Here is a 21,815-nt window from a genome sequence, read left to right as displayed (position 1 = left end):
TGACCTCCACCGGGTCGAGCTGGGACGGGCGTCCAGCCGTCGAGTGACGACGTAGACTTTTCTGGTCGAGAGGCGTTGCAACGGTTTTCTGGAGGGGGCCTGCCCCCCGTCCGGTATCCGCCACGCTCGGCAGAGTCAAGGACGCCTTCCGTTACGGAAGGGACGTACGTGAACGCCTTTGAGCCGAATATCCGCCCCGACTGCACCGAGGAACTGACGGCTGCGCTGCGCCGTCGGATCGTGGTGATCGACGGCGCGATGGGCACGGCGATCCAGCGGGACCGACCGGACGAGGCCGGCTACCGCGGCGATCGGTTCACCGAGTGGCCGACCGCGCTGCAGGGCAACAACGACCTCCTCAATTTGACGCAGCCGCAGATTATCGACGGCATCCACCGCGAGTACCTCGAGGCGGGCGCCGACATCCTGGAGACCAACACGTTCAACTCGACCGCGATCTCGCTGTCCGACTACGACATGGCGGAGCTGGCCTACGAACTGAACTACGCCGGCGCTGCGCTGGCCCGCAAGGCCGCCGACGAGTACAGCACGCCGGAGAAGCCCCGGTACGTGGCCGGCACCATCGGGCCGACGACGCGGACGGCGTCGATTTCGCCGGACGTCAACGACCCCGGCGCCCGCAACGTCTCCTACGACCAGCTCGTCGCCGCCTACCTCGAAGCCGCCAACGGCCTGGTCGACGGGGGCGCCGACATCATCCTCATCGAGACGATCTTCGACTCGCTGAACGCCAAGGCGGCGGTGTTCGCCGTCGAGACGCTGTTCGAGGACCGCGGACGCCGCTGGCCGGTCATCATCTCCGGCACCATCACCGATGCGTCCGGGCGCACGTTGTCGGGTCAGGTCACCGAGGCGTTCTGGAACTCGATCCGGCACGTGAAGCCCATCGCGGTGGGCCTCAACTGCGCCCTGGGTGCGCCGGAGATGAGGCCCTACATCGCCGAGATGGCCCGCATCGCGGACACCTACATCTCCTGCTACCCGAACGCCGGCCTGCCCAACGCCTTCGGCGAGTACGACGAGACCCCGGAGCGCCAGGCCGGCTACATCGCCGACTTCGCCGACGCCGGCTTGGTCAACATCGTCGGGGGTTGCTGCGGAACGGCGCCGCCGCACATCGCCGAGATCGCCAAGGTTGTCGAGGGCAAACCGCCGCGGGAAGTACCGCAGATCCCGGTGGCCACTCGGCTTTCGGGACTGGAACCGCTCAACATCACCGACGATTCCCTGTTCGTGAACATCGGTGAACGCACCAACATCACCGGCTCTGCCCGGTTCCGCAACCTGATCAAGGCCGAGGACTACGACACCGCGCTGTCGGTCGCGCTGCAGCAAGTCGAGGTCGGTGCGCAGGTCATCGACATCAACATGGACGAGGGCATGATCGACGGCGTCGCCGCGATGGACCGGTTCACCAAACTGGTCGCGGCCGAGCCGGACATCAGCCGCGTCCCGGTGATGATCGACTCCTCCAAGTGGGACGTCATCGAGGCGGGCCTGAAGAACGTGCAGGGCAAGCCGATCGTCAACTCGATCTCGATGAAGGAGGGCGAGGAGAAGTTCATCCGCGAGGCACGGCTGTGCCGCAAGTACGGCGCCGCGGTCGTCGTGATGGCCTTCGACGAGCAGGGCCAGGCCGACAACCTGGAACGCCGCAAACAGATCTGCGGGCGCGCCTATCGGATCCTGACCGAAGAGGTCGGCTTTCCGGCCGAGGACATCATCTTCGACCCGAACTGCTTCGCGCTGGCGACCGGCATCGAGGAACACGCGACCTACGGGATCGACTTCATCGAGGCCTGCGCCTGGATCAAGGAGAACCTTCCCGGGGTGCACATCTCCGGCGGCATCTCGAACGTGTCGTTCTCGTTCCGGGGCAACAACCCGGTCCGCGAGGCGATTCACGCGGTGTTCCTGTACCACGCCATCAAGGCCGGCCTGGACATGGGCATCGTCAACGCCGGAGCGCTGGTGCCCTACGACTCGATCGACCCCGAGCTGCGCGAGCGCATCGAAGACGTCGTGCTGAACCGTCGAGAGGACGCGGCCGAACGGCTGTTGGAGATCGCCGAACGGTTCAACTCCTCCGAGAAGGCGGAAGATCCTGCGGCGGCCGAGTGGCGCAACCTCCCGGTCCGCGAGCGGATCACGCACGCCCTGGTCAAGGGGATCGACGCCCACGTCGACGACGACACCGAGGAGCTGCGGGCCGAGATCGCCGCCGCGGCCGGTCGCCCGATCGAGGTGATCGAGGGCCCGCTGATGGACGGCATGAACGTCGTCGGTGACCTCTTCGGCTCCGGCAAGATGTTTTTGCCCCAGGTCGTGAAGTCGGCTCGGGTGATGAAGAAGGCCGTCGCGTACCTGCTGCCGTTCATCGAGGCGGAGAAGGCGGAGAACGGCACGGCTGATTCCAAGGACACCAACGGCACCATCGTGATGGCGACCGTGAAGGGTGACGTCCACGACATCGGCAAGAACATCGTCGGAGTCGTCCTGCAGTGCAACAACTTCGAAGTGATCGACCTCGGTGTGATGGTGCCCGCGGAGAAGATTTTGGCTGCGGCGAACGAGCACGACGCCGACATCATCGGGCTGTCCGGCCTGATCACCCCGTCGTTGGACGAGATGTCCAACTTCGCCGTGGAGATGGAACGCGAAGGCCTAAAGATCCCGCTGCTGATCGGCGGCGCGACCACCTCGCGCGCCCACACGGCCGTGAAGATATCGCCGCGTCGCAGCGGTCCGGTGGTCTGGGTCAAAGATGCCTCGCGTTCCGTTCCCGTCGCTGCCGCGCTGCTCGACGACAAGCAGCGTCCCGCCCTGCTGGAGGCCACCGAGAAGGACTATGCGGCCCTGCGTGAACGGCACGCCCAGAAGAACGAGCGGCCGATGATGACGCTGGAGAATGCCCGCGCCAACCGGACCCCGATCGAGTGGGACGGCTACACACCGCCGGTGCCTGCTGAGGGCCTCGGCGTACGGGATTTTCAGGACTACGACCTCGCCGAGTTGCGCGAGTTCATCGACTGGCAGCCGTTCTTCAATGCCTGGGAGATGAAGGGCCGCTTCCCCGACATCCTCAACAACCCGGTTTCGGGCGAGGCCGCCCGCAAACTGTACGACGACGCCCAGCAGATGCTCGACACCGCGATCAAGGAGAAGTGGCTGAGGGCCAACGCGGTGATCGGCTTCTTCCCGGCCAACGCGGTCGGCGACGACGTCGAGGTCTATACCGACGAGACCCGAACCGAGGTGCTGGCCACCTTGCACAACCTGCGCCAGCAGGGTCAGCACCGCGAAGGCATCCCGAACCGGTCGCTGGGTGACTACATCGCGCCCAAGGACACCGGCCTGGCCGACTACGTCGGCGCCTTCGCCGTCACCGCGGGGCTCGGCAGCGGCGAGAAGATCGCGGAGTTCAAGGCAGCCCTCGACGACTACAGCGCGATCCTGCTGGAGTCGATCGCCGACCGGCTGGCGGAGGCTTTCGCCGAACGGATGCACCAGCGGGTTCGCAAGGAGTTCTGGGGATTTCAGCCGGACGAGCAGTTGGACAACGAGGCCCTCATCGCCGAGAAGTACCAGGGAATCCGGCCTGCCCCGGGCTACCCGGCCTGCCCGGAGCACACCGAGAAGGCGACGCTGTGGAAGTTGCTGGACGTCCACGAGCGGACCGGCATCGAGTTAACCGAGTCGATGGCGATGTGGCCCGGCGCGGCCGTCAGCGGCTGGTATTTCTCGCACCCGCAGTCGCAGTACTTCGTGGTCGGCCGGATGGCCCAGGACCAGGTCGCCGACTACGCGAGGCGCAAGGGCTGGACCCTGCGCGAAGGTGAGCGTTGGCTGTCCTCCAACCTCGCCTACAACCCGGAGGACTGAGCCCTACCTTGAGCTGCGACTGCACCCTGGACAGTCCAGGCATGCACGAAGTCCATGCCACACCGTACGTTGGAGACCCGTGGGAAATGACGTGACTGCCCGTGCTGTTCGATTTGCCTCAGTCGCCGCGCTGGGCGGACTGATTTTCGGCTACGACGTCTCGGTGACCAACGGCGCGGTTGCCGCACTGCAGGACACCTTCCAGATCGGCAACGCGCTGCTGGGCTTCGCCTCCGGTGCCGGGCTGCTGGGTGCCGCGGGAGGAGCGATCTTCGCCGGACGAACCGCCGACCGGTTGGGCCGGGTGACGATGATGAAGCTGGCCGCGGCGCTGTTTTTGCTCTGTGGCCTCGGCACCGGCCTGGCGGGCGATATTTGGCAGTTCATCGCCTTCCACCTGGCGGGCGGCGTCGGTATCGGTATCGCCTCCGCCGTCGTCCCGGCGTACATCGCAGAGATATCGCCACCAGGTATCCGCGGCCGGCTCGGCTCGCTGCAGCAACTGGCGATCGTGTTGGGCATCTTCGGAGCCCTGGCGGTGAACTGGCTGCCGTTTCACATCGCAGGCGGTCCGCAGCAAGAACTGTGGCTCGGGCTGGCGGCGTGGCGCTGGACGTTCCTCGCCGAGGTGGTCCCCGCGATGGTTTACGGTGCGCTGGCCTTCACCCTCCCACCGTCACCGCGCTACCTTGTTGCAGAACAACGTATTCCGGAGGCACGACGGGTGCTCTCGATGGTGCTGGACGAGCGCGACGTGGACATCACCGTGACCCGGATCGCCGACACGCTGCGGAACGAAAAGCCACCATCGTGGCGCGACCTGCGCGCACCGACCGGCGGACTGCACGGCATAGTCTGGGTGGGCCTGGGGCTGGCCGTCTTTCAGCAGTTCATCGGTATCACGGTGATCTTCTTCTACGGAAGCGTGCTGTGGCAGGCGGTCGGCTTCGGCGAGCAGTCGTCGTTCACCATCGCCTTGATCACGTCAGTGGTCAACGTGCTGATCACCGTGGTGGCCATCGCACTGATCGACAAGGTCGGTCGCAGACCGCTGCTGCTGACCGGGTCGGCTGGCATGGCGTTGATGCTGTTGACGATGACCGTCGTATTCGCCAGCGGCCCAGTCGTCGACGGCACACCACACCTGTCGGCGACGTCGGGACTGATCGCGCTGATCGCGGCCAACGTCTTCGTGATCGCATTCGGTGTGTCGTGGGGACCGATCCTGTGGGTGGCGCTGGGGGAGATCTTCCCCAACCGCATCCGGGCCGCCGCGGCCGGGCTGGCCGCCGCCGGCCAGTGGGTGGCCAACTTCACCATCGCCTTTACCTTCCCCGCACTGCGTCACGTGCTCGGCCTCGCCTACGGCTTCTACACCCTGTGCGCGGTGCTGTCGTTTGTGTTCGTGTGGCGCTGGGTGCGCGAGACCAAAGGTGTGTCCCTGGAAGACATGCACGCCGACCTGTCTTCCGAGCCGGCGGGGCACAACGAGCAGGCCGACCAGAAACTGCCGTGACTTTGCTGGCCCGCACGTGAAACAATCGCTGCCCGTGAAGAGTTTCGAGGATCTGTTCGCCGAGCTCGGTGAGCGTGCCCGAACCCGGCCGCCCGGCAGTGCGACGGTGGCCGCACTGGACGGCGGGGTGCACGCGCTGGGGAAGAAGATCCTGGAAGAGGCCGGCGAAGTCTGGTTGGCCGCTGAACACGAACCCGACGACGCACTCGCCGAGGAGATCAGCCAGTTGCTGTATTGGACGCAGGTGTTGATGATCTCCCGCGGGCTGACGCTGCGCGACGTGTACCGGAAGTTGTGATGCTACGCGTCGCGGTGCCCAACAAGGGAGCATTGAGTGAGCCGGCCACCGAGATCCTCGCCGAGGCCGGATACCGGCGTCGCACCGATCCCAAGGACCTGACGGTCCTCGATCCGGTGAACAACGTGGAGTTCTTTTTCCTGCGGCCCAAAGACATTGCCATCTACGTGGGTTCTGGCGAGCTTGACTTCGGGATCACCGGCCGCGATTTGGCACGCGAATCCCAGGCTCCGGTGCGCGAGCGGCTGGCTCTGGGGTTCGGCTCCTCGAGCTTCCGCTACGCGGCCCCGGCCGGCCGGGACTGGACCATCGCCGACCTTGCCGGACGGCGCATCGCCACCGCCTACCCGAATCTGGTACGAAAAGACTTGGCCGGCAGGGGCATTGATGCCACCGTCATCCGGCTCGATGGGGCGGTGGAGATCTCGGTGCAACTCGGCGTCGCAGACGCCATCGCCGATGTGGTGGGATCAGGGCGGACACTGAGCTTGCATGATTTGGCGGCCTTCGGTGAACCGCTGTGTGATTCGGAGGCGGTGCTCATCGAACGAGCCGACCCGGAGGAAGGCAGCAACACCCGTGATCAACTGGTGGCGCGGGTGCAGGGCGTCGTTTTCGGACAGCAATATCTGATGCTGGACTACGACTGCCCGCGTTCTGTTCTGGACGACGCCACGGTGATCACGCCGGGACTGGAATCACCGACGATCGCCCCGTTGGCCGACCCGGATTGGGTGGCGGTGCGCGCACTGGTTCCGCGCCGGGACGTCAACGCCACGATGGACCGGCTGGCCGCCATCGGGGCCAAGGCCATTCTGGCCTCCGACATCAGGTTCTGCCGATTCTGAGGTAGGCCGGCATCGGGGCCGTTGCTGTGTTAGCGTCCGGCTAACTAATCCCGCCCCAGGAGGGCTGCCGTGACGCATTCCCTTGTCCTGTTGCTTGCCCTGTTGATCGGCGTCGTCGCCGGTCTGCGTGCCCTGACGGCGCCCGTCGTGGTCGCGTGGGCCGCGCTCTTCCAATGGATCAACTTGGACGGCACCTGGGTGTCGTGGCTGGCCCATCCGATCACCGTTGCCGTGCTGACGATTCTCGCACTCATCGAACTGGTCACCGACAAGCTTCCCTCGACACCGAGTCGCACCGCGGTGATGTCGTTTGCTGCCCGAATTATCCTGGGCGCCTTCGCCGGCGCCGTGATTGGCACGGCATGGGGCTACCGGTGGGGTGGGCTGGGCGCCGGCATCATCGGCGCCGTGCTGGGCACCCTGGGTGGTTATCAGGCACGCACCAGGCTGGCTGCGGCGCACGGCCATGATCTCTCGGTCGCCTTGCTCGAGGACGCGGTAGCGGTGCTGGGTGGATTCGCAATTGCGGCGATGACGGCCGTTCTGTGACAACGCGTTTCGACGCCATAGTGGTAGGTGCTGGTCAGGCCGGCCCGCCGCTGGCCGGGCGGTTGACCGCCGCCGGCCAACGCGTTGCGGTGGTGGAGCGCAAGCTGATCGGCGGCACCTGCGTCAACACCGGCTGTATACCCACCAAGACATTGGTGGCCAGCGCGCACGCGGCGCAGCTGGCTCGCCGTGGCGGCGACTACGGTTTCGGCGCCGGCACAGTCACTGTGGACATGGCGAAAGTCAAGGCGCGCAAAGACCACATCATGCTCGCCGACCGCCAGGGCGTCGAGGACTGGCTGGACGGGATGGATGGCTGCACCGTTGTTCGCGGCCACGCCCGGTTCGAGGATCCACACACGCTGCGCGTCGATGACGACACCTTGCAGGCCGACCGGATCTTCCTCAACGTCGGCGGTCGGGCGGTAGTGCCGAACATCCCCGGGCTTTCGGATGTCGAGTTCCTCACCAACACGTCGATCCTCGACCTCGACACGGTGCCCGAGCATCTGGTGATCATCGGCGGTAGCTACATTGCCCTCGAGTTTGCGCAGATGTACCGCCGCTTCGGTGCCCGGGTGACCGTCGTCGAGAAGGGGCCGCGGCTGGCGTCACGCGAAGACGAAGACATCTCCGCCGCGATCCGCACAATCCTGGAAGCCGACGGAATCGATATCGTCGTCAACGCCGATGATATCCACGTGGTCAAGCGCGGCAACGGTTTCGAGCTGATAGCCCGCCAAGGTGCGGCGCCGATCGCGGGCAGCCATCTGCTGGTGGCGGTGGGCCGGCGGCCCAACACCGATGATCTCGGCCTGAAGCATGCCGGTGTGCGCACCGATGACGCCGGATACATCACGGTCGACGATCAGCTGAAAACCAACGTCGAGCACATCTGGGCGATGGGGGACTGTAACGGCAAGGGCGCGTTCACCCACACCTCCTACAACGACTTCGAGATCGTCGCGGCCAACCTGCTCGACGGCGACCCGCGCCGGGTCAGCGACCGCATCACCACCTATGCGCTCTATATCGACCCGCCACTGGGACGTGCCGGCATGACCGTCGAGCAAGCGCGCACGTCGGGCCGGCGAGTCCTGGCCGGCCGGCGGCCGATGACCCGCGTCGGGCGTGCCGTGGAAAAGGGTGAGACACAAGGGTTTATGAAGGTTGTCGTCGACGCAGACACCGACGAGATCCTGGGCGCGGCCATCCTCGGCGTCGGCGGGGATGAATGCATCCACGCGATCCTGGACGTGATGTCGGCCAAAGCGCCCTACACCACGCTGTCGCGTACGATGCACATCCACCCCACAGTCAGCGAGTTGATACCCACGATGCTGCAGGAGATGTCGCCGCTGCAATAGCTCGGCGTCAGCGTCGCTGCACCAGCAGGGTTTGGGCAGAGGTACCGATGAACCCGCTGCGGTCGAAGATCTCGGCGGTGGTGACCCCGATGCCGTCGGGCCCAATCGAACCGCGGGCGCGCAGCCCGAAGTCCGCTCCGCGCGGGGCCCGGTGCAGATGCACGACGGTGTCGGTGTTCATGAAGACGAATCGCTGCGGGTCCAAGGCCGCGCCGACACCGTTGGCCGAATCGACGACCATGGCGAGGTTCTGCAACGGGGTGGTGTCTTCGGCGTCGACGACATGCACCAGCGGGCGTAGCCACCACACCGCCGCTCCGGCCGCATCGTCGGGTTGTCGGCGCCAGTCCACCGACTTCAGGTAGCCCGCGACGTTCCACCAGTGCGGTGGCAGCGGTTCGGCCGGCCCCTCGGTCAGCGGCGCGTAGCGGTCACGGGCCACGTCGGCGGTGTCGCTGGGGGCCAGTGCCCACGCGCTCACCCGTGCCACCGGCCGGTCGCCACCGTCACGCATTTCGGCTGCCACCAAGGAGATTCGCCTTCCCGGCCGCTCGATCCAGGCGCGCACCGACACCGGCGCCACTGGGATAGCGCCCAGAATGTCAAGGTTGAGCCGGCCGATCCGCAACGGCGTGTCGATAACTAGCTCTTCGATGGCCTTGGTCAGCAGCGCCAGTGGCGGTGACCCGTGTTGCAGGTCGGGTGCCCAGTTGCTGCGGGTGAAGTCGGTGGATTCAAACGTACCGTCGGCTTCGGTTGGGAGCCGACGGTAGTGGCAGCCGATCACGCGGCCGGGTCTGCCCGGTGCAGGACGGCGTCCGCATCACCTTCGTGGGGATGCTCTGGCCAGCCGGGGTAGGGCGGCGGTGTGCCGCCGTAGACCGGGCAGTGCGAGCGGTGTGCACACCAGTCGCACAGCCGCGACGGCCGGGGCCGGAAATCGCCTGTGGCCCCTGCTGATTGGATCGCCCGCCAAATCGCAATCAACGTCTTCTCGAAGCGCAGCAGTTCATCCTCGTCGGGCGTGTAGTCCAGCAGCTGGCCATCTGCCAGGTAGATCAGTCGCAGCCGGGTGGGCAGCACGCCCCGTGAGCGCAGCAGCGCGACCGCGTAAAACTTCATCTGGAACAGTGCCTTGAACTCGGCGAGGGCCCGCGCTTCCGGCGGCGCTTTTCCGGTTTTGTAGTCGACTACCCGCAGCTCGCCCGTGGGCGCGACGTCGATCCGGTCGATGAATCCGCGCAGCAGGGTGCCGTCGGCCAGTTCGACCTCGACGCGCTGCTCGCAGCTTTGCGGGTCGAACCGGGTCGGGTCTTCGAGCCGGTAGTAGCCCAACAACAAGGCGCGCGCCTCGTCGAGAAGCTGGCTGCGTTGCTCCGGCTCCACGCTGTCGATCAGGCCGGGCTCCTCGGCGAGCACCTGGTCCCAAGCCGGGCCCACCAGCGCCTGGGCGGTCTCCGGAACGCGCTGCGGCGCCGGCAGCGCATACAACTGCTCCAGCGCGGCGTGCACGACCGACCCCCGCAGCTGCGCCGACGACGGCGGCTCGGGCAACCGGTCGATCGCCCGGAACCGATACAGCAGCGGGCATTGTTTGAAATCGGCCGCGCGCGACGGGGACAACGCCGGTCGCGACTGCGTTCGATTGGCCGGCTCCTCAGCCCGCCGCGCTGCGGCGCGCATCGTCGCCGACCGTGGCGAATCCGGATGGCCGGTCATGGCAGCAGCTTAGGAGCCTAGGCCGACAACCCCAGCCACCCGGGACGGCGCGTCTGCTGGCAGGCTAGGCGATTATGTCCGCAACCGGCCCGTTCACCGTCGGTGACCGCGTCCAGCTCACCGACGCCAAGGGCCGGCACTACACGATGGTGCTCAGCCCGGGCAGCGAATTCCACACACACCGCGGGGCGATCGCGCACGACGCGGTGATCGGGCAGCCGGAAGGCAGCGTGGTCAAATCCGCCAATGGCGACCAGTTCCTGGTGCTGCGCCCGCTGCTGGTCGACTACGTGATGTCGATGCCCCGCGGGGCGCAGGTGGTCTACCCCAAAGACGCCGCCCAGATCGTGCACGAGGGTGACATCTTTCCGGGCGCCCGAGTGCTCGAGGCCGGCGCCGGGTCGGGCGCGCTGACATGTTCGCTGCTGCGCGCGGTCGGCACGGGCGGGGAGCTGATCTCCTACGAGGTGCGTGCCGACCACGCCGAACACGCCCGCCGCAATGTGGAGACATTTGTCGGCAGCCCGCCGCACAACTGGCAGCTGATCGTCGACGACCTGGTGGACTGTGATCTGGCGGACGGTTCGATCGACCGGGTGGTCCTCGACATGCTGGCGCCGTGGGATGTGCTCGAGACGGTGTCGCGGCTACTGGTCGCCGGCGGTGTGCTGATGATCTATGTCGCCACCGTCACCCAGCTGTCCAAGACCGTGGAGGCGCTGCGCGAGCAGCAGTGCTGGACCGAACCGCGGGCCTGGGAAACGATGCAGCGCGGCTGGAACGTCGTCGGCCTGGCCGTGCGGCCGCAGCACAACATGCGCGGCCACACCGCGTTCCTGGTTTCGGCCCGCCGGCTGGCACCCGGGACCGTGACTCCAACTCCACTGCGCCGCAAGCGTTAAGCCCGGTTAGTCGTCACTGCGCGAGAAGCCGCGGCGCACCGACAGCAGCTCGAACTCGGGGTGGGCGGCCACCAGGCGTTCGGCCGAATCGAGCACATCGGTGACATGGCTCCGGTCGGCGCCCACCACGGCGACACCGAGACCCGCCCGCCGGTACAGGTCGTGGGACGCCGTCTCGGCGGCCGACACGCTGAACTTGCGACGCAACTCCGCCACCACCGGACGAATCACCGAGCGCTTCTGCTTGAGTGACCGCACATCACCGAGCAGCAGATCGAACTCGAGCCAGCCGATCCACATTGCCGGCTCAGGGAGTTGGCGGCGACGACGGGCCGGGCGCAGATCCGCTGAAGGTCAACAACATCTGCGCGGTTCGCTGCGACAACTGCCAGCCCCCCTGATAGGGCTTGAACTCCATCGGGAACGAGAAGCCGGCCGGACCGGGGTTCGGCGTGCCGACATCGACGATGGCCACCACGTCGGCTGGGTTCCGGTCCGACCACGCGATATCCCTGGCTTCGAACGTCATCGGGGCGTATCCACCGTCCAGTAGCGCGGTGGCGAATTTGTCCAGCGTCGCAGCATCGTCGGGGGTGGCGCCCTCGACCAGGTTCAGCTTGTCTGTACCGGCGACCCCGGGATCTGCAAGGCGGTACAGCACATCGGTGAGGGCCTCCGGCGGAGGCACGGGAGCAACCGCCTTGGCCTCCGAGGTCAGCACAGCCGACGCCGGCGTCGACGCAGCCGACGAGGAACTGGACGGACCAGCGTCAGGTTCAGCGCCCGAACACCCCGACAGCCCGAACGCCGCCACAATCGTGGCGGCGCTCAAAGCTGCGACGAAGTACCTGGAGACTGGCAAAGCATCCAGCAGCGGTCAGCCCGCCGCCTGGAATTGCTGCACCAGCGACATGGCGGACGCGCGGGACAGTTTCCAGCCGCCCTGGTTGACGAAGGTGATGTTCTGAGTGGTCGGCGCCAGGTTCGGGCCGGTGGCCGTGACCTCAGCCGAGGCGGCACCCGGACCGGCCGGTGCGATATTCGCCACATTGAATGACAGCGGCAGGGAGCCACGCTGGGCGGCCTTCTGCAATTGGCGGTCAGCGAGACGGCCCTCGACCCCGCCGACGCCGCCCTCGACCAGGTTGCCCTTGCCGGCGAACGGAACGCTGGGGTTTTGCAGCTCGTTGAGGACGGTGATCAGCTCGCCGGCAGTCGGCACGTCAGCCGCGGGATCCAGCGGGAGCGGCGCGCCGAACACGACCGGTTGCACCTGGGGCGCAGCCTCGGTAAAGGCTGCACTAAAAGTCATACCGGTGGCTGCCGCACCGATTGCGGCGACGGCGGCAACACCCGTGGCTAGGGATTTCACGGTGACGATTGTCCTCTCGATCAGACTGACTCGAACTAAATGTTAACTCCGGCGCCAGTGTGCCCTATTTCGAGATCCCGCATGATTCCGAAATCGCCGGTAGCGTTGAAGTATCCGCCGCGCCTCCTTCCGGGGCGAGAAAGGAGCGCAACATGGGTGAGTCAGAGCGCGAAGCGTTCGAAGCCTCCCGCGAACCCGACTTGTCCAGCGAGGATGCGGCCGAGCTGGAGGAGTTGCGGCGGGAGGCGGCTATTTTGCGCGAACAGTTGGACAACGCTGTCGGGCCGCAAAGCGCCGCGCGCAACGCCCGCGATGTGCATCAACTCGAGGCGCGCATCGACTCGCTTGCGGCGCGCAATTCCAAATTGATGGAAACCCTCAAGGAGGCTCGCCAACAACTGCTCGCGCTGCGTGAAGAAGTCGACCGGCTCGGGCAGCCGCCCAGCGGCTACGGCGTGCTGTTGGCCACCCACGACGACGAGACCGTCGACGTGTTCACCTCGGGCCGCAAGATGCGCCTGACATGCTCGCCCAACATCGATGTCAAAATGCTGAAGAAGGGCCAGACGCTTCGCCTCAACGAAGCGCTGACCGTGGTCGAGGCCGGGACCTATGAATCGGTCGGCGAGATCTCGACCTTGCGGGAAATCCTGGGCGACGGTCACCGGGCCCTGGTCGTCGGGCACGCCGACGAGGAACGCATTGTCTGGCTAGCCGAACCGCTGGTCGCCTCGGATTTACCGGATGGCGTCCCCGACGCGCTCAACGACGACACCCGTCCGCGCAAATTGCGCCCCGGCGACTCGCTGCTGGTCGATACCAAGGCGGGGTATGCGTTCGAACGCATCCCCAAGGCCGAGGTCGAGGACTTGGTGCTCGAAGAGGTGCCCGACGTCAGCTACGAGGACATCGGTGGTCTGACTCGTCAGATCGAGCAGATCCGCGACGCGGTGGAATTGCCCTTCCTGCACAAAGAGCTCTACAAGGAGTACGCGCTGCGCCCGCCCAAAGGCGTGCTGCTCTACGGCCCGCCCGGCTGCGGTAAAACGCTGATCGCCAAAGCCGTCGCCAATTCGCTGGCTAAGAAGATGGCCGAGGTCCGCGGCGACGACGCGCGCGAAGCCAAGTCCTACTTCCTCAACATCAAGGGTCCCGAACTGCTGAACAAGTTCGTCGGCGAGACCGAACGTCACATCCGGCTGATCTTCCAGCGGGCCCGGGAGAAGGCGTCCGAAGGCACGCCGGTGATCGTGTTCTTCGACGAGATGGACTCGATCTTCCGTACCCGCGGCACCGGCGTTTCCTCCGACGTCGAAACGACGGTTGTCCCGCAGCTGCTGAGTGAGATCGACGGCGTGGAGGGGCTGGAGAACGTGATCGTGATCGGCGCCTCCAACCGCGAGGACATGATCGACCCGGCGATCCTGCGACCGGGACGCCTTGATGTGAAGATCAAGATCGAGCGCCCGGACGCCGAAGCGGCACAGGACATCTTCTCCAAGTACCTCACCGAGGAACTGCCGGTGCACGCCGACGATCTGGCCGAATTCGGCGGCGACCGCTCGCTGTGCATCAAGGCGATGATCGAGAAGGTGGTCGACCGGATGTACGCCGAGATCGACGACAACCGGTTCTTGGAGGTCACCTACGCCAACGGCGACAAAGAAGTCATGTACTTCAAGGACTTCAACTCCGGGGCGATGATCCAGAACGTCGTCGACCGGGCCAAGAAGAATGCCATCAAGTCGGTGCTGGAGACGGGCCAACCGGGCCTGCGCATCCAGCATCTGCTCGACTCGATCGTCGACGAGTTCGCCGAGAACGAGGACCTGCCCAACACCACCAATCCCGATGACTGGGCACGGATCTCGGGCAAGAAGGGCGAGCGGATCGTTTACATCCGCACCCTGGTCACCGGCAAGAGTTCGAGCGCCAGCCGCGCTATCGACACCGAGTCCAACCTCGGCCAGTACCTCTAGTCCCCATTCGCGTCACCTTTCACGCGAACGTGCGTGTCCCCGGTCGACACGCCGCGCGAACGCCGTAGTTTGCGCACGTTCGCCGCGGCGACCGTGCCCGCTGAGCCGTCGCCTAGTCTTTAGGGCATGCAACGAATCATCGGGACCGAGGTCGAGTACGGCATCTCGTCGCCGTCGGACCCGACTGCGAACCCGATCCTGACCTCCACGCAGGCGGTGCTGGCCTATGCCGCCGCCGCAGGTATCCAGCGGGCCAAACGGACCCGCTGGGATTACGAGGTGGAGTCGCCGCTGCGGGATGCCCGCGGCTTCGATCTGAGTCGCTCGGCCGGGCCGCCGCCGGTCGTCGATGCCGACGAGGTCGGCGCCGCCAACATGATTTTGACCAATGGTGCGCGGCTCTACGTCGACCACGCGCATCCCGAATACTCCGCCCCCGAATGCACTGACCCGCTCGACGCGGTGATCTGGGACAAGGCCGGCGAGCGGGTGATGGAGGCGGCGGCCCGACACGTCGCCAGCGTGCCCGGGGCGGCCAAGCTGCAGCTGTACAAGAACAACGTCGACGGCAAGGGCGCCTCGTACGGATCGCACGAGAACTATCTGATGAGCCGGCAGACACCGTTTTCCGCCGTCATCGCCGGACTGACCCCGTTTCTGGTGTCGCGGCAGGTAGTCACCGGCTCCGGGCGGGTTGGCATCGGACCCGCCGGCGACGAGCCCGGCTTCCAGCTGTCCCAGCGAGCCGACTACATCGAGGTCGAAGTCGGGCTGGAGACCACGCTCAAACGCGGCATCATCAACACTCGCGACGAGCCGCACGCCGACGCCGACCGCTACCGCCGGCTGCATGTGATCATCGGTGACGCCAACCTCGCCGAGACGTCGACCTACCTGAAGCTGGGTGCCACGGCGCTTGTGCTCGACCTCATCGAAGAGGGCCCCCAGCACGGCATCGACCTGACTGACCTGGCGTTGGCGCGGCCGGTACATGCCGTGCACGCCATCAGCCGGGACCCGTCGCTGCGCACCGCGGTGGCCCTGGCCGACGGACGTGAACTGACCGCGCTTGCGCTGCAACGGATTTACTTGGATCGGGTCGCAAAGCTAGTCGATTCTCGTGACCCGGATCCGCGCGCCGCCGACGTCGTGCAAACCTGGGCGGGAGTCCTCGACCAGCTCGAGCGCGACCCGATGGATTGTGCGGACCTGCTCGACTGGCCGGCCAAGCTGCGGTTGCTCGAGGGATTCCGGCACCGGGAAAATCTGAGCTGGTCGGCGCCGCGGTTGCATCTGGTCGATCTGCAGTACTCCGATGTCCGGCTGGACAAGGGGCTGTACAACCGGTTGGTGGCACGCGGCTCGATGCGCCGGCTGGTCACCGAACAGCAGGTGCTCAACGCAGTGGACAATCCGCCGACCGATACCCGGGCCTACTTCCGCGGTGAGTGTCTGCGGCGGTTCGGGGCCGATATCGCCGCGGCAAGTTGGGACTCGGTGATTTTCGACCTGGGTGGCGACTCGCTGGTGCGTATCCCGACGCTGGAGCCGCTGCGCGGCAGCAAGGCCCACGTCGGTGCGTTGTTGGACTCGGTGGACAGCGCGGCGGAGCTGGTGGAGCAACTGACGACGTGAGCCGGACAGTGAGCATGGTTAGCCGCGGCAAGACCGGGGTCGACCGGTAGGCTGGAGAAACCGGCCGCCGTGTACTGCGCGGCCGATAACGATGCAGGAGGCAGCGATGGCTCAAGAGCAGACCAAGCGCGGCGGTGGCGGCGGAGACGACGACGATCTGACTGCCAGCACGGCCGCGGGCCAAGAGCGTCGCGAGAAGTTGACCGAGGAAACCGACGATCTGCTCGACGAAATCGACGACGTTCTGGAAGAGAACGCCGAGGACTTCGTGCGCGCATACGTCCAAAAGGGCGGCCAGTGACCTGGCCGTTTCGTGATCGCTTGGCCACCAACTCAGCAATTTCCGGAGTCCCCGCTAGCCCTATAGAGCTGTCGTCTTTCGCTGATTTCCTGCGTCGTCAGGCGCCGGAGCTGTTGCCGATGGGCGCTGGTGGGGTTGAGCCCAGCGGGCAATTGCCGCACGGGACGACCATCGTCGCGCTGAAATATCCCGGCGGTGTGCTCATCGCCGGTGACCGGCGCTCGACGCAGGGCAACATGATCGCCGGGCGGGATGTGCAAAAGGTCTACATCACCGACGAATACACCGCGACCGGCATCGCCGGCACGGCGGCCATCGCGGTCGAATTCGCCCGGCTCTACGCGGTCGAACTCGAACACTACGAGAAGCTGGAAGGCGTCCCGCTGACGTTTGCGGGCAAGGTCAACCGGCTCGCGACCATGGTGCGCGGCAACCTGGGGGCCGCCTTGCAGGGTCTGGTGGCGCTGCCGCTGCTGGCCGGCTACGACATCGACGACCCGGCCCCGGAGAAGGCGGGCCGCATCGTGTCCTTCGACGCGGCGGGCGGTTGGAACCTCGAAGAAGAGGGCTACCAGTCGGTGGGTTCCGGATCGATTTTCGCCAAGTCGTCGATGAAGAAGCTCTACTCACAGGTGAGCGACGCCGACTCCGCGTTGCGGGTAGCCGTCGAGGCGCTCTACGACGCCGCCGACGACGATTCGGCAACCGGCGGCCCGGACCTGGTCCGCGGGATCTACCCGACCGCGGTCACCATCGACGCTGATGGAGCGGTCGACGTGGCTGAGCCGCGCATCGCCGAGCTGGCTCGACAGGTTATCGAAAGCCGTTCCCGCGCAGATACTTTCGGGCCGGACGCGCAGCGGGGTGAAGCGTGAGTTTTCCCTACTTCATCTCGCCCGAGCAGGCGATGCGCGAGCGCAGCGAGCTCGCCCGCAAGGGCATCGCCCGAGGCCGTAGCGTGGTGGCGCTGGCTTACTCCGGCGGTGTGCTGTTCGTCGCCGAGAACCCGTCGCGCTCCCTGCAGAAGATCAGCGAACTCTATGACCGGGTCGCCTTCGCGGCGGCGGGAAAGTTCAACGAATTCGACAACCTGCGCCGCGGTGGAATCCAGTTCGCCGACACCCGCGGCTATGCCTACGATCGCCGCGACGTCACCGGCCGGCAGTTGGCCAATGTCTACGCCCAGACGCTGGGCACGATCTTCACCGAGCAGGCCAAGCCGTACGAGGTCGAGTTGTGTGTGGCCGAGGTTGCGCACTTCGGCGAGACCAAAGCGCCCGAGCTGTACCGGATCACCTACGACGGCTCGATCAATGACGAACCGCATTACGTGGTGATGGGCGGCACGACGGAGCCGATCACCACCGCGCTCAAGGACTCCTATGCCGAAAACGCCGACCTGGCCGACGCGGTCCGGATAGCCGTCGACGCGCTGCGGGCCGGCAGCGCCAACGGCGACCAGCCCACCCTCGGGGTGTCGACGCTGGAGGTCGCCATCCTCGACGCCAGTCGGCCACGTCGCGCATTTCGGCGGATGACCGGCCCGGCGCTGGAACGCCTGCTGCCGAAAGAGGATTCGGCGTCGGACAAGTCGCCGGAGGAGTCGAACGGCGGCTAGCGTGATATCGCCGGTGATATCGACTTAAAACGTAGGGCATCGGTTCGCGGCCGGCATAGCTGTGGCCCGTGTGGCGCCTGGGTATTACGGCGCCCCGGCGGCATGTCCCACCCACGGCATTCAGACACATATCCACAGCTCCACAGGCGAGGCTTCCCACCGTCCCCGTACGGCAACAAGTACGCTCGATCACGTGCAGCGACGGATTATGGGCATCGAGACCGAATTCGGTGTTACCTGCACATTTCACGGCCACCGCCGCTTGAGCCCCGACGAGGTAGCCCGCTACCTGTTTCGCCGGGTGGTGTCGTGGGGTCGCAGCTCGAACGTGTTCCTGCGCAACGGCGCACGGCTGTATCTGGACGTGGGCAGCCACCCCGAGTACGCCACCGCCGAATGCGACAGCCTGGTGCAACTGGTCACCCATGACCGGGCCGGGGAGCGGGTGCTGGAAGATCTGCTCGTCGACGCCGAACAGCGGCTGGCCGACGAAGGCATCGGTGGCGACATCTACCTGTTCAAGAACAACACCGACTCGGCGGGTAACTCCTACGGCTGTCATGAGAACTACCTGATCGTGCGGGCGGGCGAGTTCTCCCGCATCTCCGATGTGCTGCTGCCGTTTCTGGTGACCCGCCAGCTGATCTGCGGGGCGGGCAAGGTGCTGCAAACGCCCAAGGCCGCCACCTTCTGCCTGTCCCAACGTGCCGAACACATCTGGGAGGGCGTGTCGAGTGCAACGACGCGATCGCGGCCCATCATCAACACCCGCGATGAGCCGCACGCCGACGCCGAAAAATACCGGCGCCTGCACGTCATCGTCGGCGACTCCAACATGTGCGAGACCACCACCATGCTCAAGGTCGGCACGGCCGCGCTGGTGCTGGAGATGATCGAAGCCGGGGTGGCGTTCCGGGACTTTTCGCTGGACAACCCCATCCGCGCGATCCGCGAAGTCAGCCACGACGTGACGGGCCGACGCCCGGTGCGACTCGCCGGCGGGCGTCAGGCGAGCGCGCTGGATATCCAACGGGAGTACTACGCGCGGGCCGTCGAGCACTTGCAGACTCGGGAACCCAATGCCCAGATCGAGCAGGTCGTCGACCTCTGGGGCCGCCAGCTCGACGCGGTCGAAACCCAAGATTTCGCCAAGGTCGACACCGAAATCGACTGGGTGATCAAACGCAAGCTGTTCCAGCGTTATCAGGACCGCTACAGCATGGAGCTGTCCGATCCCAAGATCGCCCAGCTCGACTTGGCCTACCACGACATCAAGCGCGGCCGCGGGGTGTTCGATCTGTTGCAGCGCAAGGGCCTGGCGTCGCGGATCACCACCGATGAGGAAATCGAAGAGGCCGTCGACCAGCCGCCGCAGACCACCCGCGCCCGGTTGCGCGGTGAATTCATCAGCGCTGCGCAGGCCGCCGGCCGCGACTTCACCGTCGACTGGGTGCATCTCAAACTCAACGACCAAGCCCAGCGCACGGTGTTGTGCAAAGACCCATTCCGGTCAGTCGACGAGCGGGTCAAGCGGCTGATCGCGAGCATGTAGCTTCTACCCTGGTGCCCGTGGCGACGTCGAAAATCGAACGGCTGATGAACCTCGTCATCGCGCTGTTGTCTACCCGCGGCTACCTGACCGCCGAGAAGATCCGGTCCACCGTCAAGGGCTACGACGACAGCCCCAACGCCGAGGCGTTCTCCCGGATGTTCGAGCGCGACAAGAACGAGTTGCGTGACCTCGGCATCCCGTTGGAAACCGGCAAGGTGTCCTCGTTCGATCCGGTCGAGGGGTACCGCATCAACCGCGACGCCTACGCCCTACCTGACATCGAGCTGACCGGTGACGAGGCCGCTGCCGTGGCAATCGCCACCCAGTTGTGGGAATCGCCCGAACTGATCACCGTCACCCAGGGCGCGCTGCTCAAGCTGCGGGCCGCCGGAATCGACGTTGACCCCGACGCGCCGGTGGCCATCGCGTCACCCGCCGGAGCCGCCGGCCTAGACAGCCTTGGTCCGCTGCTGACGGCGATCGAGGCAGGGCAGGCCGTGCGGTTTCCGCACCGGCCCGCTCCGACGGAGGCGTACACGATGCGCACCGTCGAACCGTGGGGGGTGATCACCGACAAGGGCCGCCCGTATCTGGTCGGGCACGATCGCGACCGCGACGCGACCCGGGTGTTCCGGCTGTCGCGGATCGGCGCGGACGTCACCGCGATCGGCCCCGCCGGCGCGGTGACCCAACCGGCGGATGTGAACCTGCGCGCGGTTGTCGCTGAGGCGGTGACTGACGCGCCGACGGGCGTGCACGCCCGAGTATGGGTGGCCGACGGGCGGGGCACTGCGCTGCGGCGCGCCGGAAACTCTGTCGAGGCGCGGCAATTGGGCGGTCGCGACGGCGAGGTGATCGAACTCGACATCGGGACCACGGACCGGTTGGCGCAGGAGATCACCGGGTACGGCGCCGACGCCGTCGTGCTGGAACCGGAGTCGCTGCGTGAGGACGTGCTGGACCGACTGCGAGCCCACGCATGACCGCGCTGACCACCCGCCTGGTGCGGCTACTCAACATGGTGCCGTACTTTCAGGCCAACCCGCGGGTTACCCGCGCCGAGGCCGCCGCAGACCTGGGGGTGTCGCTGGAGCAGCTGGACGCGGACCTCAAGCAGTTGTGGTACTGCGGTCTTCCCGGCGGTTACGGCGGTGACCTGATCGAATTCGATTTCTCCGGTGACACCATCGAGGTGATCTTCTCGGCCGGCGTGGACAAGCCGCTACGGCTGACTTCGCCGGAAGCCACCGTCGTGCTGATGGCGCTGTGGGCGCTGGCGGACATCCCCGGCGCGGTCGACCCGAAGGCCGCGCGCAGCGCGATCGCCAAGATCGAAACCGCTGCCGGTATCGCCGCGCGGGGATCCGGAGCGGCCGTCGACGAGCCGGCTCCGGCCGAGAGCCAGGCCACGGCCGCGGTGCGTTCCGCAGTGCGCGATAGCCGTGCTGTGGCGATCGACTACTACGCCGCCTCGCACGACACCTTGTCGCACCGGGTCGTCGACCCGATCCGGATCGTGGTGATCAACGACCACAGCTACCTGGAGGCGTGGTCACGTGAGGCCCAAGGCGTGCGGCTGTTCCGGTTCGACCGGATCGTCGATGCGCAGGTGCTCGACGAGCCGGCCGCGCCGCCGGAAGCCGCCTTGTCCGCGCCGCCGGATACCTCGCTGTTCGATGCCGATCCCGAGCTTCCCTCGGCCACCCTGGAGTTGGCCCCGGCGGCGGCGTGGATGTTCGAGTACTACCCGATGCGCCTGCTGCGCGAGCTGCCTGACGGCTACTGCGAGGCGGCCATGACCTATGCCTCCGACGACTGGATGACGCGCGTGGTGCTGGGCCTCGGACCGGCGGTGCGGGTGCTGGCCCCCGAGGCGCTGGCCCAGCGGGTACGGGACGCCGCGGCGGCGGCGCTGGAGATGTACGAGGCGGCGCTGCGGTAGCATCGGTTGGACGTCTGGAGGTAACCAAAGTGGGCAGTTTCAGTCCGTGGCATTGGGCGATCCTCGCCGTCGTAGTGGTCATATTGTTCGGTGCCAAGCGGCTCCCTGACGCCGCACGCGCACTGGGCAAGTCGTTGCGAATCTTCAAATCCGAGGTCCGTGAACTACAGAGTGAGGGCAAGTCGGACGCGCCGGCCGCCCCGACAACCGTGCAGGCCGAACGGGTCGACCCGCCGGCACCTGCACCCGGACAGGATCGGCAGGCTTAGGCTGCGATCGCTGTCAGGGTGTCTGAGCGTCACCCACTGACCGTC

The 21,815-nt window shown here is 66.4% G+C and carries 21 protein-coding genes; 16 read left to right on the top strand and 5 right to left on the bottom strand.

Annotated elements, in window-relative coordinates; all coding sequences use genetic code 11:
• Positions 1-168 precede the first annotated feature (168 nt).
• The 6 genes from metH (at position 169) to AC5Y5W_RS14555 (ending at position 8,481) form a co-directional block, all read left to right on the top strand.
• Positions 169-3,903 carry a methionine synthase gene (metH, locus tag AC5Y5W_RS14580; RefSeq protein WP_500022382.1) on the top strand — a complete coding sequence of 1,245 codons (3,735 nt, stop codon included), beginning with the start codon at positions 169-171 and terminating at the stop codon, positions 3,901-3,903.
• A 91-nt stretch (positions 3,904-3,994) separates the two neighbouring features.
• A complete protein-coding gene (locus AC5Y5W_RS14575; RefSeq protein ID WP_500010319.1) occupies positions 3,995-5,419 on the top strand; it encodes a sugar porter family MFS transporter in 1,425 nt (474 codons plus the stop codon).
• 16 nt (positions 5,420-5,435) lie between these two features.
• Positions 5,436-5,717 (top strand): phosphoribosyl-ATP diphosphatase, encoded by a 282-nt coding sequence (locus AC5Y5W_RS14570; protein ID WP_500010318.1) that lies wholly within the window; start codon positions 5,436-5,438, stop codon positions 5,715-5,717.
• Positions 5,717-6,565 carry an ATP phosphoribosyltransferase gene (hisG, locus tag AC5Y5W_RS14565; RefSeq protein WP_500010317.1) on the top strand — a complete coding sequence of 283 codons (849 nt, stop codon included), beginning with the start codon at positions 5,717-5,719 and terminating at the stop codon, positions 6,563-6,565. The genes AC5Y5W_RS14570 and hisG overlap by 1 nt, the downstream gene beginning before the upstream one ends.
• Positions 6,566-6,634: 69 nt before the next feature.
• The gene (locus tag AC5Y5W_RS14560; protein ID WP_500010316.1) at positions 6,635-7,114 is read left to right on the top strand and encodes a DUF4126 family protein; all 480 of its coding nucleotides are present in this window, start codon (positions 6,635-6,637) and stop codon (positions 7,112-7,114) included.
• Positions 7,111-8,481, top strand: coding sequence for an FAD-containing oxidoreductase (locus tag AC5Y5W_RS14555; protein ID WP_500010315.1), 1,371 nt, complete (start codon positions 7,111-7,113; stop codon positions 8,479-8,481). The genes AC5Y5W_RS14560 and AC5Y5W_RS14555 overlap by 4 nt, the downstream gene beginning before the upstream one ends.
• Positions 8,482-8,488: 7 nt before the next feature.
• On the opposite strand, the gene AC5Y5W_RS14550 is transcribed toward AC5Y5W_RS14555, so the two are convergent.
• Together AC5Y5W_RS14550 and AC5Y5W_RS14545 are read right to left on the bottom strand one after the other, a co-directional pair.
• Positions 8,489-9,268, bottom strand: coding sequence for a thioesterase family protein (locus tag AC5Y5W_RS14550; protein WP_500010314.1), 780 nt, complete (start codon positions 9,266-9,268; stop codon positions 8,489-8,491).
• Positions 9,265-10,164, bottom strand: coding sequence for a RecB family exonuclease (locus tag AC5Y5W_RS14545; protein WP_500010344.1), 900 nt, complete (start codon positions 10,162-10,164; stop codon positions 9,265-9,267). The genes AC5Y5W_RS14550 and AC5Y5W_RS14545 overlap by 4 nt, the downstream gene beginning before the upstream one ends.
• A 110-nt stretch (positions 10,165-10,274) precedes the next feature.
• Between AC5Y5W_RS14545 and trmI the strand changes: the two genes are divergently transcribed.
• Positions 10,275-11,102 (top strand): tRNA (adenine(58)-N(1))-methyltransferase TrmI, encoded by an 828-nt coding sequence (trmI, locus tag AC5Y5W_RS14540; RefSeq protein WP_500022381.1) that lies wholly within the window; start codon positions 10,275-10,277, stop codon positions 11,100-11,102.
• A gap of 6 nt (positions 11,103-11,108) precedes the next feature.
• On the opposite strand, the gene AC5Y5W_RS14535 is transcribed toward trmI, so the two are convergent.
• The 3 genes from AC5Y5W_RS14535 to AC5Y5W_RS14525 are packed head-to-tail and all read right to left on the bottom strand — an operon-like array spanning position 11,109 to position 12,483.
• Positions 11,109-11,402 carry a DUF503 domain-containing protein gene (locus tag AC5Y5W_RS14535; protein ID WP_500010312.1) on the bottom strand — a complete coding sequence of 98 codons (294 nt, stop codon included), beginning with the start codon at positions 11,400-11,402 and terminating at the stop codon, positions 11,109-11,111.
• Positions 11,403-11,409: 7 nt separating this feature from the next.
• The gene (lppK, locus tag AC5Y5W_RS14530; protein WP_500010311.1) at positions 11,410-11,964 is read right to left on the bottom strand and encodes a lipoprotein LppK; all 555 of its coding nucleotides are present in this window, start codon (positions 11,962-11,964) and stop codon (positions 11,410-11,412) included.
• A 15-nt stretch (positions 11,965-11,979) separates the two neighbouring features.
• Positions 11,980-12,483, bottom strand: a complete 504-nt coding sequence (locus AC5Y5W_RS14525; protein WP_500010343.1) for an MTB12 family secreted protein — start codon at positions 12,481-12,483, stop codon at positions 11,980-11,982.
• Between the two features lie 143 nt (positions 12,484-12,626).
• On the opposite strand from AC5Y5W_RS14525, the gene arc reads away from it, so the two are divergent.
• The 9 genes from arc (at position 12,627) to tatA (ending at position 21,770) form a co-directional block, all read left to right on the top strand.
• Positions 12,627-14,453: a proteasome ATPase gene (gene arc, locus AC5Y5W_RS14520; RefSeq protein ID WP_500010310.1), complete on the top strand. Its 1,827-nt coding sequence runs from the start codon at positions 12,627-12,629 to the stop codon at positions 14,451-14,453.
• A 126-nt stretch (positions 14,454-14,579) separates the two neighbouring features.
• Positions 14,580-16,088 carry a pup deamidase/depupylase gene (dop, locus tag AC5Y5W_RS14515; protein WP_500010309.1) on the top strand — a complete coding sequence of 503 codons (1,509 nt, stop codon included), beginning with the start codon at positions 14,580-14,582 and terminating at the stop codon, positions 16,086-16,088.
• 106 nt (positions 16,089-16,194) lie between these two features.
• Positions 16,195-16,389: a ubiquitin-like protein Pup gene (locus AC5Y5W_RS14510; RefSeq protein WP_062540654.1), complete on the top strand. Its 195-nt coding sequence runs from the start codon at positions 16,195-16,197 to the stop codon at positions 16,387-16,389.
• Entirely contained in the window at positions 16,386-17,264 is an 879-nt protein-coding gene (prcB, locus tag AC5Y5W_RS14505; protein WP_500010308.1) for a proteasome subunit beta, read from the top strand. Before AC5Y5W_RS14510 ends, prcB begins: the two co-directional genes overlap by 4 nt.
• Positions 17,261-18,007, top strand: coding sequence for a proteasome subunit alpha (gene prcA, locus AC5Y5W_RS14500; RefSeq protein WP_500010307.1), 747 nt, complete (start codon positions 17,261-17,263; stop codon positions 18,005-18,007). Before prcB ends, prcA begins: the two co-directional genes overlap by 4 nt.
• 193 nt (positions 18,008-18,200) lie before the next feature.
• Positions 18,201-19,559 (top strand): Pup--protein ligase, encoded by a 1,359-nt coding sequence (gene pafA, locus AC5Y5W_RS14495; RefSeq protein WP_500010306.1) that lies wholly within the window; start codon positions 18,201-18,203, stop codon positions 19,557-19,559.
• Positions 19,560-19,576: 17 nt separating this feature from the next.
• Positions 19,577-20,542 carry a helix-turn-helix transcriptional regulator gene (locus AC5Y5W_RS14490; RefSeq protein WP_500010305.1) on the top strand — a complete coding sequence of 322 codons (966 nt, stop codon included), beginning with the start codon at positions 19,577-19,579 and terminating at the stop codon, positions 20,540-20,542.
• Complete coding sequence (locus AC5Y5W_RS14485; RefSeq protein ID WP_500010304.1) at positions 20,539-21,501, top strand: helix-turn-helix transcriptional regulator; 963 nt, start codon at positions 20,539-20,541, stop codon at positions 21,499-21,501. The genes AC5Y5W_RS14490 and AC5Y5W_RS14485 overlap by 4 nt, the downstream gene beginning before the upstream one ends.
• A 29-nt stretch (positions 21,502-21,530) precedes the next feature.
• Positions 21,531-21,770: a Sec-independent protein translocase subunit TatA gene (tatA, locus tag AC5Y5W_RS14480; RefSeq protein WP_500010303.1), complete on the top strand. Its 240-nt coding sequence runs from the start codon at positions 21,531-21,533 to the stop codon at positions 21,768-21,770.
• Positions 21,771-21,815 lie beyond the last annotated feature (45 nt).

This window comes from Mycobacterium sp. NGS51, from assembly GCF_059812525.1.
The sequence above is the reverse complement of the archived record's forward strand: the minus strand, read 5'-3'. Positions and strand labels throughout refer to the sequence as shown.